This window comes from Mycobacterium sp. pV006 (genome assembly GCF_041287115.1).
Lineage (GTDB): Bacteria > Actinomycetota > Actinomycetes > Mycobacteriales > Mycobacteriaceae > Mycobacterium.
Window position 1 is genome coordinate 153906 of the sequence record NZ_JBGGKT010000011.1, and the last position, 14579, is coordinate 168484.

Genomic DNA, 14579 nt, shown 5'->3' on the forward strand with positions numbered 1-14579 from the left:
GAGCGGGTATCCGGTCGGCATGCAGACCTTCCTGCCGTGCGCCGGCTTCACCGACTCTGCGCGCGTGCTCGACACCCGCCGGCTCGGCAAGCAGCGGGTGGAGACGATCCAGGTGCTGCGGGCCCTGACGGTGCCGGGGTACGGGTGGCGACACCATCCGGCTGCGGCCATGTGGGCCGGCTACGAGGAGGCCCTGGTGCGCTACGGCCTGCAGGTGTGCCGGGTCTGGTGCGAGCAGGGTCGCGCGGACAGCTGCGCGACCACGCTGGCCGAGGATCTGGCCGCGGGCACCGGGCTCACGACGATCCGTACCGAAGACGCACTGGCGTCCGCGGGAGAGCTGCCGCCCTGGCTCGGTGACCCTGCGTTTCATCGCAGTCACCAGTCCGCGCTGGTCCGCAAGGATCCTGGGCACTACCGGCCGGTGTTCGGCGACGTGTCCGACGATCTGCCCTACGTCTGGCCTGCCTCGGACCGGGAGCGTCGCGTCCCGCTCGGGTGACGGTCAGATCCAGACGCCCTTGCCCACGGCCACCACGCCGCCGGCACTGATCGAGAACCGTTCCCGGTCCTTGTCCAGGTCGACGCCGACCATCTCGCCGGGGCCGACGACGACGTTCTTGTCCAGGATCGCGTGGCGGACCACCGCACCGCGGCCGATGCGGACCCCCGGCATCAGCACACTGCCCTCGACGATGGCGCCCTCGTCGATCGAGACGTTCGACGACAGCACCGAGTTGCGCACCGAGGCCGCCGAGATGATGCTGCCCGCCCCGACGACCGACTCCTGCGCCGACCCGCCGTTGACGAACTTCGCCGGCGCCAGGTTCTCCGAGCCGCCACGGATCGGCCAGCGCTTGTTGTACAGGTTGAAGATCGGGTGCACCGACACCAGATCCATGTGCGCGTCGTAGAACGCATCGAGTGTCCCGACGTCGCGCCAGTAACCGTGGTCTCGTTCGGTCGCGCCGGGCACCTCGTTGTTGCTGAAGTCATAAACCGCGGCCATGCCGTCGGACACCAGCCGCGGAATGATGTCACCGCCCATGTCATGGTCGGAGTCGTCGTCCTCGGCGTCGGCGCGCAACGCGTCGATGAGCACCTTGGTGGTGAAGATGTAATTGCCCATCGACACGAATGTCTGCGTCGGGTCGTCGGGGGTGCCCGGCGGGTCAGCGGGCTTCTCGATGAACGAGCGGATACGGCCGGAATCGTCGGCGTCGATGCAGCCGAAGGCGGTGGCCTCCGCTCGCGGCACCCGGATGCCCGCGACAGTGGCGCCCGCGCCGCTGTCGATGTGCTGACGGACCATCTGCTCGGGGTCCATCCGGTAGACGTGGTCGGCGCCGAAGATGACGATGTAGTCCGGATCCTCGTCGTAGATCAGGTTCATCGACTGATAGATCGCGTCGGCCGAACCGGTGTACCAGCGCGGGCCGAGTCGCTGCTGCGCGGGCACCGGGGTGATGTACTCACCGGCCAGCCCGGACAGCCGCCAGTTCTGCGAGATGTGCCGGTCCAGCGAATGCGACTTGTATTGCGTGAGAACACAGATTCGCAGAAATCGCGCGTTGACCAGATTCGACAGGACGAAATCGATCAAGCGGTAGGCACCCCCGAAGGGCACGGCAGGCTTGGCCCGATCGGCCGTCAGCGGATAGAGCCGCTTGCCCTCGCCCCCCGCAAGGACGATGCCAAGCACGTGTGGCGCTTCCCTCATGCTGCCAACCTATCCGCACCCCGCGATGGCGGCCAACCATTCGGGTCGCCCGAACCGGACTGTCGGTGGCGACAATTTTCGCTCGTCGCAGTCGATGCCGAAGTTGGATACCGTCAGGAGCATGCGGGTGGCGATGATGACACGGGAATATCCACCCGAGGTCTACGGCGGTGCAGGCGTACACGTCACCGAACTCGTCGCCCAGTTGCGTCACCTGTGCGAAGTCGACGTGCACTGCATGGGCGCCGAACGGCCCGGCGTGACGGTGGCCGCACCCGATCCGGCGCTGCAGGGCGCCAACCCGGCGCTGGCGATGTTGTCGGCGGACCTGAACATGGTCAACGCCGCCTCCGCAGCCACCGTCGTGCACTCCCACACCTGGTACACCGGGCTGGCCGGTCACCTGGCGGCCCTGCTCTACGACGTCCCGCATGTGCTGACCGCACACTCGTTGGAGCCCATGCGTCCGTGGAAGGCCGAGCAGCTCGGCGGCGGCTACCGCATCTCCTCGTGGGTCGAGCGCACCGCGGTCGAATCGGCAGCCGCGGTGATCGCCGTCAGCTCCGGCATGCGGGCCGACGTCCTGGCCACCTACCCCGCGCTGGATCCCGAGCGGGTCCATGTGGTGCGCAACGGGATCGACACCGATGCGTGGTATCCCGGCCCACCCGATACGCAGGCCTCGGTGCTGGCCGCGCTGGGTGTCGATCCCGCACGGCCGATCGTCGCGTTCGTCGGGCGGATCACCCGGCAGAAGGGCGTGGCGCACCTGGTCGCCGCGGCCCATCACTTCGCGCCCGACGTCCAACTGGTGCTGTGCGCGGGCGCCCCGGACACACCCGAGATCGCCGAGGAGGTGGCCTCGGCGGTGCAGCGGCTGTCCGCGGCACGTTCCGGTGTGTTCTGGGTGCGGGAGATGCTGCCGACCGAGAAGATCCGCGAAATTCTGTCGGCAGCAACGGTTTTCGTGTGCCCCTCGGTGTACGAACCGCTGGGCATCGTCAATCTGGAGGCGATGGCCTGCGCGACGGCGGTGGTGGCCTCCGACGTCGGCGGCATCCCTGAGGTGGTCGACCACGAGCGCACCGGCCTGTTGGTGCACTACGACGCCGACGCTCCGACGGACTTCGAGCGCGGCCTGGCCGAGGCGGTCAACACCCTGGTGGGCGATCCCCAACGCGCGCACCGCTACGGGGACGCCGGACGCCGGCGGTGCATCGACGAGTTCTCCTGGGCGCAGATCGCCCAGGAGACCCTGCAGATCTACCGCCGGATCAGCGCGTAGCCGCGGAACGCGTCAGCTGGTGACGTTCTTGAGTTCGTCGCCGAGTGCTGACGCCTCGTCCGGTGTGAGTTCGACGACGAGCCGGCCACCGCCCTCCAGCGGTACCCGCATCACGATGCCGCGCCCCTCCTTGGTCGCTTCCAGTGGACCGTCTCCAGTCCGGGGCTTCATCGCCGCCATCGAGTGCTCCCTCCACAATGCGCATGCCCGTCAGGGCGCGGTGTGTCCGTGCGAGCCGGCCAACCGCCCGCGAAGGCAATGCCGACGGCACCCGGCTCTGAACTGCTACAGACCTCCATTGTTCCCTATCCCGGGCACATCGTGTGCAAAGACCCGGCGATAACGCTCAGCACGCCCCGCGCGGCACCCAGCAGTTCGCGACGTGGTCGTCGACCATCCCGGTCGCCTGCATCAACGCGTACGCCGTCGTCGGCCCCACGAAGCGGAACCCGCGGCGCTTGAGTTCCTTGGCCATCGCGGTGGACTCCGGAGTCACCGCAGCCACCCGCGACAGGTCGACCGGACGGGGCCGGGTGGCCGCGTCCGGCGGTGCGAACGACCAGAGCAACTCGCCGAGGTCGACTCCTTGCTCGGCCAGGTCCACCGCGGCCCGCGCGTTGGAGACGGTCGCTTCGATCTTGGCGCGGTTGCGCACGATTCCGGGGTCGGCCAGCAACCGTTCGACGTCGCGATCGGTGTAGCGGGCCACCGTGTCGACATCGAAGCCGTCGAACGCGGCCCGGAAGTGCTCCCGCTTGCGCAGGATGATCAACCACGACAGCCCACTTTGGAACGCCTCCAGGCTGATCCGCTCGAAAAGCGCTGCCGAGTCGCGCAACGGACGGCCCCACTCGTTGTCGTGGTAGTCGCGGTACAGCGCGAAATCCTCTGCGGAGAGCCGGGATCGGTCGATCCAGCCGCACCGGATCCGCCGGTCCTCGGTCACGCCGGTCACGGCTGCTCCCGGGAACCGACGCTGCCGGGCCCCTCCGCGCCGGGGTGCACGGGTTCGGTGACGCCGCGCTCGGCGGCCAACTCCGCACGCAGGGCGTCGATCTCGCGACCCAGCCGCTCGAGCACCCAGTCGACTTCGCTGGCTTTGTATCCCCGCAACGTCTGGGTGAACTTGAGCGCATCGACGTCGGAACCGGTGATGTCGGCGACCGGCAGCACGGTCGGTGTGGTCGCGCGCGGCAGGGGTGGCAGCACCTCACCGCGACCGAACAACACGCTGCCGACCGCGAACAGCACGATGCCGACGAGGACGAGCACCACGAGGTAGAGCAGGACGAGCGTCACCCCTCGATATTGCCTGACCGCTCACCGGGGCACGCGCGTCGACGCGAGATCGTCAGCGCGGCCGCAGGCTGACCATCGGAGGGCGGTCGGTCAGTGAGACCGTCGAAGTGCGGGCGCTGTAGTCCTCGCCGTCGGCGAAGAACTGCGTCAGACCGATCCCGGAGTCCGGGATGCCGCAACGTTGCAGCAGCGTGGCGATGACCTGGCGGCTCATCGACGCCAGTTCCGTCAGCGGACGGTTGCGGTGGGTCCGCACCCCGAGGTTGACCTGCGCGATCGCGTCGAGTCCGAGGCGGTCGTAGGTATCGACGAGCAACCCGATCTCCACGCCGTAGCCCGGCGCGAACGGCACCGAGGTCAACAGCTCGCGGGTGCCGGCGTACTCCCCGCCCAGGGGCTGGTACAGGCACATCAGCTCGGGTCGCAGCGCGGCCAACAGCGGCCGGGCCACCAGCTCGGTCACCCGCCCCCCGCCGTTGGCGTCCTCGCCGCCGCCGACCTTCAGGGGACGCCGGTAGAACCCTTTCACCAGGTGCACGCCCTCGGTCGTCAGCAGCGGTCCCAGCAGCTTGGGCACGAACATCGGGTCCGGGTTGAGCAAGTCGGAGTCGACGAAGACGACGATGTCGCCGGTGGTGGCGGCCAGGGACCGCCACAGCACCTCGCCTTTGCCGGGTGCGGGCGCGATCTCGGGCAGTGCGACCTCGCGGCTGACCACCCGCGCACCCGCCGCCACGGCGCGGATCTCGGTGTCGTCGGTGGATCCGGAGTCCAGCACGACCAATTCGTCGACCAACCCGCCGAGCAGCGGCGCGATGGATTCGACGACACCGCCGACGGTGTCCTCCTCGTTGAGCGCGGGCAGCACCACCGAGACGGTGCGGCCCCGCTTGGCGGCTTCGAGTCCGGCGACGGTCCAGTTCGGCCGGCTCCAGCTGTGATCGGTGAGCCAGCGGTGCCGGGCCACCTCGTGTGTTTGCAGTTCGTTGACGCGATCAGACAACACGGTCATGCGAGTCCCCTCACCGTACGTTTCGGCGGACGGGCGCCTTTGATCGACGCAACCATCTCCAATACCCGACGTGTGGGTCCGACCTCGTGCACCCGGAACATCGCCGCACCATCAGCGGCCGCCAGAGCGGTCGCGGCCAGGGTGCCCTCGAGGCGTTCGGTCAAACCCACACCCAGAGTTTCCCCGACGAAATCCTTGTTACTCAGTGCCATCAGGACCGGCCATCCAGTGTTTACAAGGTCTTTCACATGACGCAACAAACTAAGACCGTGATGAGTGTTCTTGCCGAAATCGTGGGTCGGATCGATCAGGATCCGGTCGCGCGAAACCCCGAGTGAGACGGCCCGCCGGGCCGCGGTGGTCACCTCCGCGATCACGTCGTCGACGACGCCGCGCTCGGTGATGCCGTAGTTGACACGGAACGGGCGGGTGCGCGGCACGGCACCGCCGGTGTGGGAACACACCAATCCCGCGTCGAACTCCGCGGCGACCCCGGCGAGCTCCGGGTCGTGGCCACTCCAGGTGTCGTTGATCAGGTCTGCGCCGGCCGCGCAGGCCTGCTTGGCGACGTCGGCCCGCCAGGTGTCGACGGAGATCAGCTGGTCGGGGAACGTCGCGCGCAGCCACTCGATGAACGGCACGACCCGCGCGATCTCCTCGTCGGCGTCGACGACTGCACCCGGCCCGGCCTTCACACCGCCGACGTCGATGACGTCGGCCCCTTCCTCGACGACGCGGTGGGCCGCCTCCTTGGCGGCCTCGTCGGCGAAGGTCGCCCCGCGGTCGTAGAACGAGTCCGGCGTCCGGTTCACGATCGCCATGATCAGCGCCCGGTCACCGGCCACCGGTCGTCCCAGAAACGTCGAGGTCACTCCCTCAGGCTACGTTCGCGACCAATCGGCCGGTGACGCCCGCGCTACTTGGGCTTCTTGCCGGCCGCGACTTCCTGCAGGTACTCGTCGTAGAACGGCACATAGCCCTCCTCCTTGCCGGAGAGCACATAGATCGGGTCGTCGATCTTGACGTCGTCGTCGTCGCCTTCGCCGCTGGATCCGCCGTAGCCCTCTTTACGCAGGTCGACCTTCTGGCTCTTGAAGGTCGAGGTGTAGGCGATCTCCTCGACGATGCGCACGAACAGCGGCACCGCGTAACCGGGCAGCTTGCTGTAGGCGGCATCGGCGAGTGCCTTGCCGTCGAACTCCTGCCCGTCCCTGAGCTGGATCGCGACCATGCCGGCCTTGCCTCCGGTGTCGGGCACCTCGACGCCGTAGACGGTGCATTCCTCGACCTGCTCGTCGGCGGCCACCGCGGCCTCCACCTCGGTGGTCGCCACGTTCTCGCCCTTCCACCGGAACGTGTCGCCGAGCCGGTCGGTGAACGAGGCGTGCCCGAAGCCCTGGTAACGCATCAGGTCACCGGTGTTGAACCAGACGTCACCCTTCTTGAACGCGTCGCGGACGAGCTTCTTCTCCGATTCCTCGTCGTCGGTGTAACCGTCGAAGGGCTGGAAGCTGCTCACCTTCGACAGCAGCAGGCCGGGTTCGCCGTCCTTGACCTTGCGGACGCGGCCGTCCTTGTCGCGGACCGGCTCGCCGTCCTCGTCGTACTCCACGTAGGCCACCGGGCTGGGGCAGATGCCGGTGGTCTTGTCGAGGTTGAAGAAGTTCACGAACGCGGTGTTGCTCTCGCTGGCCGAGTAGAACTCGCAGACCCGTTCGATGCCGAAACGTTCGGTGAACTCGTCCCAGATCGCCGGCCGCAGGCCGTTGCCGCAGATCACGCGGACCTTGTGCTGGCGGTCGGTGGGCTTTTCGGGCTGGTTGAGCAGGTAGGCGCACACCTCGCCGATGTAGACGAATGCGGTGGCGTCGTAGCGGATGACGTCGTCCCAGAATTTCGACGCCGAGAACGACTTGCCGATGGCCAGGGTGGCACCGGAGTTCAGCACCGACGACAGCGCCACGGTCAGCGCGTTGTTGTGGTAGAGCGGCAGGCAGCAGTACAGCGTGTCGTCGCTGTTCAGACGCATGCCGAGGCCGCCGAAACCGGCCAAGGCGCGCAGCCAGCGGTAGTGGGTCATCACGCTGGCCTTGGGCATGCCGGTGGTGCCCGAGGTGAAGATGTAGAACGCCTTGTCCTTGGCCAGCACCTCCGACGTGCTCGCCGGATTGGCGGTCGAGGCGTTCTCGGCCAACTTGTTCAGCTCGTCGAGGGTGATGACCGCGTCGGTGTCGGCGCCGGAGTCGGCGATCGCGTCCACGAAATCCGACTCGGCGACTGCGACGGTGGCCGACAGCAGGCCCATGCTGTGTTTGAGCACCTCGTCGCGCTGGTTGTAGTTCAGCATCCCGGAAATGGCGCCGCACTTGACCGCAGCGAGCATCAGCAGGATCGGTTCGGGTGAGTTGCGCATCATGATGCCGACGACGTCGCCCTTGCCGACGCCCTTGTCGGACAGCACCGCCGCGTAGCGGTTCACCGTCTCGTTGGCCTCGCGATAGGTGATCTCGCGGTCCTCGAAACGCAGGAAGACGTTGTCCGCGTACTGCTCGGCCCGGTCCTGGAACACCTTGCCGATCGATGTCTTCGCCGAGGGCCGGGCGCCGAATCCGGTCACGACACCCCGCAGCATCGTGGGGGTGTCCTTCAGCAGACCCGGCACTTGCTTGGCGAGATCGAGCAGCCCCACGCTGCTTCGGGTCCCCGACTTGTTGGTCATAGTTGCCGCTCTTCCTCCGCTGTCGATGTGTGGGTCACCCTAGCCAGGTGCGCAGGCGGCCAGAGCGGCTTCGACGTCGTCGACGACGGTGAGGATGCGCATCGCGTCCTGCCCGACGTATCCGGTCCCGACCAGCCCGCGCAACCAGGCCAGTAGCCCGTCGTAGTGCCCGACGGTGTCGAGCATCACGATCGGTTTGTTGTGCATACCCAAATAGGACGCTGTCCAGGCTTCGAAGAACTCCTCGAGGGTGCCGATGCCGCCAGGTAGCGCCATGAATGCGTCCGCCCGGTCCTCCATCACCTGTTTGCGCTCGCGCATGGTGTCGGTGACGACGAGCTCGTCGGCGTCGGTGTCGGCGACCTCTTTGTGGATCAGCGCCTTGGGGATGACTCCGACGGTGTAGCCGCCCGCGGCGCGCGCGGCCTCGGCGACCGCTCCCATCGCCGAGACGTTGCCGCCGCCGGTCACCAACGTCCAACCCCGGCGTGCGATACCGGCTCCCACCTGCCGTGCCAGCTCGATCAGTTCCGGGTGTGTCGGGCCGGAGGCGCAGTAGACGCACACGGCCCATTCGCGGTCGGGATCTCGGGACACGGGCTCAAACCTAGCCATAGACTCCGGCGGTGCCTGTGCCTCTACCGGTTGGCTGGGTGACCGCGCCGGCCGAACCTGCGCTCAGCGAGGTTGAGGCCGCGTTGCGCGCTCGCGCGGGTGCGGTGCTGGTGGGTCCCGCCGGGGTGGGAAAGACGACGCTGGCCCGCCAGATCGCCGGTCGTCTGGCCGGCGATTTCCCTCGCGTGGATTGGGTGCGTGCGAACGCCACGTCGGCGCCGGTTCCGTTCGCGCCGTTCGAGCACCTGGTCGACATCCCGGCCACGGGAAAGATCGCGGCGGTGTCGGAAGCCGCCCGCCGCCACCTCGGCGACGGGCGGCTGCTGGTCGTCGACGACGCGCACCTGCTCGATCCTCAGTCGGCGGCGCTGATCTACCAGCTCTCGTCGCAGGGATCCGTGACGCTGCTGTTGACCGTGTCCACGGACGGCGCGGATTCGGAGGTCCGGCTGCCCGCCGAGGTCGCCGCCCTGTGGCAGGACGGACTCGTCGCCCGGGTCGAGCTGCATCCTCCGGGGCACGAGGACACCCGGTTGATGACGCGGGTGCACCGCGTCGTCGGGCAGCTGTCCCCGCACGTGGCTCGCGTGCTGGAGTTCCTGGCCGTCGCCGATCCCCTGCCGTTGGAGACTGCCGCGCAGCTGACCAGCGCCACCGATGTCGAGGCCGCGCTGCAGTCGCAGGCGGTGGTCCTGGACGCGGACGGGTTGCGACCGGCACACCCGTTGTTCGTCGACGCGGTGCGCGACGTCCTGGGTGGACCGGAGCTGCGGCGGCTGCGCACCGCGGTCGCGGGTCGTCTACCGGCAGAGGGGGTGGTGGCCCTGCTGCGCCGCGCGGTCCTGGCCGTCGACAGCGACTGGACCGCACCCGACGGGGAACTGCGCGATGCCGCCACCGAGGCGCTGCGGCTGGGTGCCCTGGAGTTGTGTGAACGGCTGGGGCGGGCGGCGCTGGTACACGACGCGTCCGATCTGGGTGCACGCCTTGCTCTCGGGTACGCGCTGGCCTGGCAGGGACGCGGACGGGAGGCCGAGGACGTGCTCGCGGTGGTCGATCCGGGAAGCCTGTCGGAAACCGACCTGTTGGCGTGGGCGCTGCCGACAGCGGCCAACCGCTTCTGGATGCTGTCGCAACCCGAACATGCGACCGCGTTCCTGCAGAGCACCCGCGCGAAGCTGACCGCACCGGCCGCTCGCGTCACCGTCGATGCGTTGTCGGCGACGTTCGCGATGAACTCAGGGAATCTCACGCGGGCAGCCGAACTGGCGGATTCGGTGCTGACGTCTCCCGATGCCGACGACACCGCCGTCGGGTGGGCGGCATCGGCGGCGGCGTTGACCTCGGCACGCAGCGGCGACTTCGCGCGCGTCGACGACCTGGCCGAGCGCGCGGTCGCCGCCGGACAGCCCGGATTGTTGCGCTACACCAGTGGATACGGGCAGGTGACTGCGCTGGTGATGCGTGGGGATCCGGATCGGGCGGCGGCGCTGGCTCGGCGGCTGACCGACCTCGCGCAGCGTCGGCAACCGGGCCGCGCGATCGGTGAGGTGCTGCAGGCCGACGTGCTGATCGCCCTGGACGAGCCTCGCGGGGCGGCCGATCTGCTGCGCCCCGCGGCGGCCACGTTGGCGCCGACCGGATACTCCTGGGGCCCGCTGGCGTGGATGCTGCTGGCGCAGGCCCTGGGTCGGTTGGGTCTTGCGGTGGAGGCGGCAAAGGCGTTGTCGCGCGCGGAATCCCGCCACGGGTTGAAATCGATGCTGTTCGCTCCCGAGCTGGCGCTGGCGCGCGCCTGGACGAACTCGGCCCGGCGCGACCCGGTCGCAGCGGTGGCGGCGGCCCGCGACGCCACCAAGGCCGCGCTGCGCGGCGGGCAGAACGCGGTGGCGTTGCGCGCGCTGCACACCGCGGTGCTGCTCGGCGACGGACGCGCCCTGGACACTCTGACGCGGGTGAGCGACGAGATCGACTGCGCGTTCGGCCGTTCGGTCATCGCGCAGGCGCGCGGCTGAACCGTCTCGCCGCGCGGCCGCGCGGTTAGGTCACCTCGGTCAGGGTCCGGTTCTCGAGCCGGAGTTCGCGGTGGACGTCGAGTGCGCTGAGGAACGTCTCGTCGTGGCTGACGACGACGAACGCGCCTCGATAGGAGCGCAGCGCGTCTTCGAGTTGGGCCACCCCGGCCAGGTCGAGGTTGTTGGTCGGCTCGTCGAGCAGCAGCAGTTGGGGAGCCGGCTCGGCGAACAGCACGCAGGCCAGCGTGGCACGCAGCCGTTCGCCCCCGGACAGGGCACGAACCGGTCGGTGCACTGCGTCGCCGCGAAACAGGAACTGCGCCAACAGGTGCCGACGCCGGGTCAGCGGCAGCTCCGGAGCGGACGCGGCGAGGTTCTCGTCCACCGTCGCGCCGTCGTCGAGCAGGTCGAGGCGCTGCGAGACGTAGGCCGACGATCCGTCGGCGATCACCAGCGAGCCCTGTTGCGGCGCGAGGTCTCCGGACAGCACGCGCAGCAGCGTCGTCTTGCCCGCGCCGTTGGGTCCGGTGAGCGCGATGCGTTCGGGTCCGCGCACGGTCAGGTTCACCTTGTCGAGGATTCGGCGTCCGTCGAGATCGACGCAGATGTCGTCGGCGGCCACCACGATCCGTCGCGCCGCCACGTCGGTGTCCGGTAGATCCAGCACCAACGCGTCCTCGTCACGCAGCGCCTGTTCGGCGTCGGCGAGTCGGGCACGGGCATCCTCGACGCGCCGGTTGTGCACCCCGGTCACTCGGCCGGCTGTCTCCTGCGCACGCCGCTTCCGGGCGCCGGCAACGATCTTCGGCAGACCGGCGTCGGCCAGGCCGCGCGCGGCGCGCCCGGCGCGGCGATCGGCGCGCTCGCGGGCCGCCCGGAGCTGACGCTGCTGCCGCTTCAGATCTCGCTCGGCGTTGCGGACCGAAGCGTGTGCGGCATCGGCTGCTGCCGTCACCGCAGCCCGGTACGCGGTGAAATTCCCTCCGTAGAAGGTGATCTCACCGTTGCGCAGTTCTGCGATGTTGTCCATACGGTCCAAGAGTGCGCGGTCGTGGCTGACCGCCACCAGGCATCCGCGGTAGTCCTCGAGCCCACGGTAGAGCCGGCGACGTGCCGCAGCGTCGAGGTTGTTGGTGGGCTCGTCGAGCAGGAGGACATCCGTGCGGCGCAGCAGTTGTCGGGCCAGACCCAGGAAGACCATCTCGCCGCCGGACAATGTGCGCAGGGGCCGGTCGAGCGAAAGGTGCCCGATACCGAGCCGCTCCATTTCGGCGCGGCTGCGCTCCTCGATGTCCCAGCCGTCGCCGATCGTGGCGAACACGTGGTCGCTGGTATCGCCGGCACTCAGCGCAGCGAGCGCGTCGAGCACCGGGGCGACGCCGAGCAGGTCGGCCACGCAGCCGCCCGGACACAACGGCAGGGTCTGCGGCAGGTAGCCGAGGGAGCCGTCGACGGTGACCGCACCACGGGTGGGAGCAAGCTCATCGGCGATGATGCGCAGCAGGGTGCTCTTACCGGCGCCGTTGGCGGCGACCAGACCGGTGCGTCCCGCGGTCAGGGCGAAGGTCAGGTCCGAGAACAGCTCGGAGCCGTCGGGCCAACAGAATCCGAGATCGCTACAGACCACAGAGGCAGACATGGGGAAGCGCTTTCCGTGTGCGGGCGCGGGCCCGCGGATCGAACAGGACAGCGTGCCGGACTCAGCCGGTGACGTCGTCTCCCCACATGCCTTTCAGGCTAGAAGCGCGGTCAACCGATTAAATAGCGCCGCAGCATCTCGGTGGCCGCGGTGATCTTCTCGACGGCGACGTGCTCGTCGGCCCGGTGCGCGAGGTTCGGGTCGCCGGGCCCGTAGTTCACCGCGGGGATGCCCATCGCGGCGAACCGGCTCACGTCGGTCCAGCCGTACTTCGCGCGCACCGCGCCGTCTGCCGCGGCGACCAGAGCGGCGGCCGCCGGGCGGGTCAGGCCAGGCAGCGCCCCGGCGGCCGAATCGGTCAGTTCGATCGCGACGTCGAGACCCTCGAACACGTCGCAGACATGCGCGTAGGCCGCCTCGACGCTGCGGTCGGGCGCGAAACGGAAGTTCACCGTGACGGTCGCCGCGTCGGGGATCACGTTGCCCGCGATGCCGCCCGCGATTCCCACCGCGGACAGGCCCTCCCGGTAGACGCAGCCGTCGATGTCCACATCGCGCGGCCGGTAGTCGTTGAGCCGGGCCAGCACGTCACCGAGTTTGTGAATGGCGTTGTCGCCCAACCATGACCGCGCCGAATGGGCACGGGTGCCCGCGGTGGAGATCCGCACCCGCAGCGTGCCCTGGCAGCCCGCTTCGATGTATCCGTCCGACGGTTCGCCGAGGATCGCGACGTCGGCCTGCAGCCACTCCGGCAACTCGCGCTCGATGCGGCCCAGACCGTTGGCGGAGGCTTCGATCTCCTCGCAGTCGTAGAGCACCAGCGTGATGTCGTGGGCGGGTTCGGCGATCGTGGCCACCAGGTGCAGGAACACCGCGTCTCCGGCCTTCATGTCCGAGGTGCCGCAGCCGTGCAGCAGACCGTCCTGCAGACGGCTGGGCAGGTTGTCCGCGGCCGGCACGGTGTCGGTGTGCCCGGCCAGCAGCACCCGCGACGGCTTGCCGAGGTTGGTCCGGGCCAGCACCGCGTCGCCGTTGCGGATGATCTCGTAGCCGGTGGTCTGTGCCCGCAGCGCGGCCTCGATCTCGTCGGCGATGCGTTTCTCCTGCCGCGACTCGCTGGGGATGTCGACCAGCGCAGCAGTCAGTGCAACCGGGTCACCGTGTAGATCGAGCGCCACGGCCCTGACGGTAGCCTGAGCGCCGTGACTTCTGCATCAGGCATCGGTTTGGCGACGATCACAGCGGACGGGACCGTCCTCGACACCTGGTTCCCGGCACCCGAGCTCAGCGGTGACGGCCCGACCGGCACCACCCGGTTGTCGGTGGCCGAGATCCCCGAGGAACTCGCCCAGCTCACCGGGCGTGACGAGGACCGCGACGTCGAGGTCGTCGCGGTCCGCACCGTCATCGCGTCGCTGGACGACAAGGCCGTCGACGCCTACGACGGCTACCTCCGCCTGCACCTGCTGTCGCACCGGTTGGTCGTGCCGCACGGCCTGAATGCCGACGGGCTGTTCGGTGTGCTGACCAACGTCGTGTGGACCAACTTCGGGCCGTGCCAGGTGGAGGGCTTCGAGACGGTGCGCGCCCGATTGCGCCGCCGGGGTCAGGTCGCCGTCTACGGCGTGGACAAGTTCCCGCGGATGGTCGACTACGTGCTGCCCTCGGGTGTCCGCATCGCCGACGCCGACCGGGTCCGGCTCGGTGCGCATCTGGCGTCCGGCACGACGGTGATGCACGAGGGCTTCGTCAACTTCAACGCCGGCACGCTGGGCAGCTCGATGGTGGAGGGCCGCATCTCGGCGGGTGTGGTGGTCGACGATGGTTCCGACATCGGCGGCGGCGCCTCGATCATGGGGACGCTGTCGGGCGGCGGCACCGAGGTCATCTCGGTCGGCAAGCGCTGCCTGCTCGGCGCGAACGCCGGACTGGGCATCTCGCTCGGGGACGACTGCGTGGTCGAGGCCGGCCTCTACGTGACCGCGGGCACGAAGGTGCAGACCGCAGACGAGCGCAGCGTCAAGGCGCGCGAGCTGTCCGGCGCGAACAACCTGTTGTTCCGCCGCAACTCGCTGTCGGGGGCGGTCGAGGTGGTCAAGCGCGACGGTACGGGCATCTCGCTCAACGAGGCGCTGCACGCCAACTGACCCTGTTGCCTTGTTGGGCCGAGCGCGCGTGTTTGCCCCTCGCCACGCCGGGCGGATTCAAGCGGTGGCTGCGGCGTATGCGGACGGGTCTGAGAGTAGTCGGTCGAGTTCTTCAGCGGGTGTGCGGA

General features: G+C 69.0%; 14 protein-coding genes. 4 read left to right on the plus strand and 10 right to left on the minus strand.

Annotated features, from left to right (window positions below; all coding sequences use genetic code 11):
- Nucleotides 1-19: 19 nt before the first annotated feature.
- Nucleotides 20-502: an MSMEG_6728 family protein gene (locus tag ACAG25_RS18010; RefSeq protein ID WP_370489824.1), complete on the plus strand. Its 483-nt coding sequence runs from the start codon at nt 20-22 to the stop codon at nt 500-502.
- A gap of 3 nt (nt 503-505) precedes the next feature.
- Here ACAG25_RS18010 and glgC read toward each other — a convergent pair whose 3' ends face one another.
- On the minus strand, nt 506-1720 hold the full coding sequence (gene glgC, locus ACAG25_RS18015; RefSeq protein ID WP_370489825.1) for a glucose-1-phosphate adenylyltransferase: 1215 nt from the start codon (nt 1718-1720) through the stop codon (nt 506-508).
- 121 nt (nt 1721-1841) lie between these two features.
- Between glgC and glgA the strand changes: the two genes are divergently transcribed.
- Nucleotides 1842-3005: a glycogen synthase gene (gene glgA, locus ACAG25_RS18020; protein WP_370489826.1), complete on the plus strand. Its 1164-nt coding sequence runs from the start codon at nt 1842-1844 to the stop codon at nt 3003-3005.
- A gap of 12 nt (nt 3006-3017) precedes the next feature.
- On the opposite strand, the gene ACAG25_RS18025 is transcribed toward glgA, so the two are convergent.
- The 7 genes from ACAG25_RS18025 to ACAG25_RS18055 form a co-directional block, all read right to left on the minus strand.
- Nucleotides 3018-3185 (minus strand): DUF3117 domain-containing protein, encoded by a 168-nt coding sequence (locus tag ACAG25_RS18025; protein ID WP_066829768.1) that lies wholly within the window; start codon nt 3183-3185, stop codon nt 3018-3020.
- A 166-nt stretch (nt 3186-3351) separates the two neighbouring features.
- Nucleotides 3352-3960, minus strand: coding sequence for a DNA-3-methyladenine glycosylase I (locus ACAG25_RS18030; protein WP_370489827.1), 609 nt, complete (start codon nt 3958-3960; stop codon nt 3352-3354).
- Nucleotides 3957-4304: a DivIVA domain-containing protein gene (locus ACAG25_RS18035; protein WP_370489828.1), complete on the minus strand. Its 348-nt coding sequence runs from the start codon at nt 4302-4304 to the stop codon at nt 3957-3959. The genes ACAG25_RS18030 and ACAG25_RS18035 overlap by 4 nt, the downstream gene beginning before the upstream one ends.
- Before the next feature lie 52 nt (nt 4305-4356).
- A complete protein-coding gene (locus ACAG25_RS18040) occupies nt 4357-5316 on the minus strand; it encodes a glucosyl-3-phosphoglycerate synthase (protein ID WP_370489829.1) in 960 nt (319 codons plus the stop codon).
- A complete protein-coding gene (gene folP / locus ACAG25_RS18045) occupies nt 5313-6137 on the minus strand; it encodes a dihydropteroate synthase (RefSeq protein ID WP_370489849.1) in 825 nt (274 codons plus the stop codon). Before folP ends, ACAG25_RS18040 begins: the two co-directional genes overlap by 4 nt.
- A 95-nt stretch (nt 6138-6232) precedes the next feature.
- Nucleotides 6233-8035 (minus strand): long-chain-acyl-CoA synthetase FadD6, encoded by a 1803-nt coding sequence (gene fadD6, locus ACAG25_RS18050; protein WP_370489830.1) that lies wholly within the window; start codon nt 8033-8035, stop codon nt 6233-6235.
- Between the two features lie 39 nt (nt 8036-8074).
- Nucleotides 8075-8632 (minus strand): TIGR00730 family Rossman fold protein, encoded by a 558-nt coding sequence (locus ACAG25_RS18055; protein ID WP_370489831.1) that lies wholly within the window; start codon nt 8630-8632, stop codon nt 8075-8077.
- Between the two features lie 29 nt (nt 8633-8661).
- On the opposite strand from ACAG25_RS18055, the gene ACAG25_RS18060 reads away from it, so the two are divergent.
- Nucleotides 8662-10665 carry an AAA family ATPase gene (locus ACAG25_RS18060; RefSeq protein ID WP_370489832.1) on the plus strand — a complete coding sequence of 668 codons (2004 nt, stop codon included), beginning with the start codon at nt 8662-8664 and terminating at the stop codon, nt 10663-10665.
- Between the two features lie 25 nt (nt 10666-10690).
- On the opposite strand, the gene ACAG25_RS18065 is transcribed toward ACAG25_RS18060, so the two are convergent.
- Both ACAG25_RS18065 and dapE read right to left on the minus strand, forming a co-directional pair.
- On the minus strand, nt 10691-12304 hold the full coding sequence (locus tag ACAG25_RS18065; RefSeq protein WP_370489833.1) for an ABC-F family ATP-binding cassette domain-containing protein: 1614 nt from the start codon (nt 12302-12304) through the stop codon (nt 10691-10693).
- A 110-nt stretch (nt 12305-12414) separates the two neighbouring features.
- Nucleotides 12415-13482 carry a succinyl-diaminopimelate desuccinylase gene (dapE, locus tag ACAG25_RS18070; protein ID WP_370489834.1) on the minus strand — a complete coding sequence of 356 codons (1068 nt, stop codon included), beginning with the start codon at nt 13480-13482 and terminating at the stop codon, nt 12415-12417.
- Nucleotides 13483-13497: 15 nt separating this feature from the next.
- On the opposite strand from dapE, the gene dapD reads away from it, so the two are divergent.
- Complete coding sequence (dapD, locus tag ACAG25_RS18075) at nt 13498-14451, plus strand: 2,3,4,5-tetrahydropyridine-2,6-dicarboxylate N-succinyltransferase (protein WP_370489850.1); 954 nt, start codon at nt 13498-13500, stop codon at nt 14449-14451.
- The last annotated feature ends 128 nt before the right edge of the window (nt 14452-14579 follow it).

Bases quoted from the DNA above. Each gene is read 5' to 3' on its own strand.
- ACAG25_RS18065 (WP_370489833.1), bottom strand. From the start codon at position 12,304: ATGTCTGCCTCTGTGGTCTGTAGCGATCTCGGATTCTGTTGGCCCGAC.
- fadD6 (WP_370489830.1), bottom strand. From the start codon at position 8,035: ATGACCAACAAGTCGGGGACCCGAAGCAGCGTGGGGCTGCTCGATCTC.
- ACAG25_RS18040 (WP_370489829.1), bottom strand. From the start codon at position 5,316: ATGACCGTGTTGTCTGATCGCGTCAACGAACTGCAAACACACGAGGTG.
- glgA (WP_370489826.1), top strand. From the start codon at position 1,842: ATGCGGGTGGCGATGATGACACGGGAATATCCACCCGAGGTCTACGGC.
- ACAG25_RS18025 (WP_066829768.1), bottom strand. From the start codon at position 3,185: ATGGCGGCGATGAAGCCCCGGACTGGAGACGGTCCACTGGAAGCGACC.
- glgC (WP_370489825.1), bottom strand. From the start codon at position 1,720: ATGAGGGAAGCGCCACACGTGCTTGGCATCGTCCTTGCGGGGGGCGAG.
- folP (WP_370489849.1), bottom strand. From the start codon at position 6,137: ATGGCGATCGTGAACCGGACGCCGGACTCGTTCTACGACCGCGGGGCG.
- ACAG25_RS18010 (WP_370489824.1), top strand. From the start codon at position 20: ATGCAGACCTTCCTGCCGTGCGCCGGCTTCACCGACTCTGCGCGCGTG.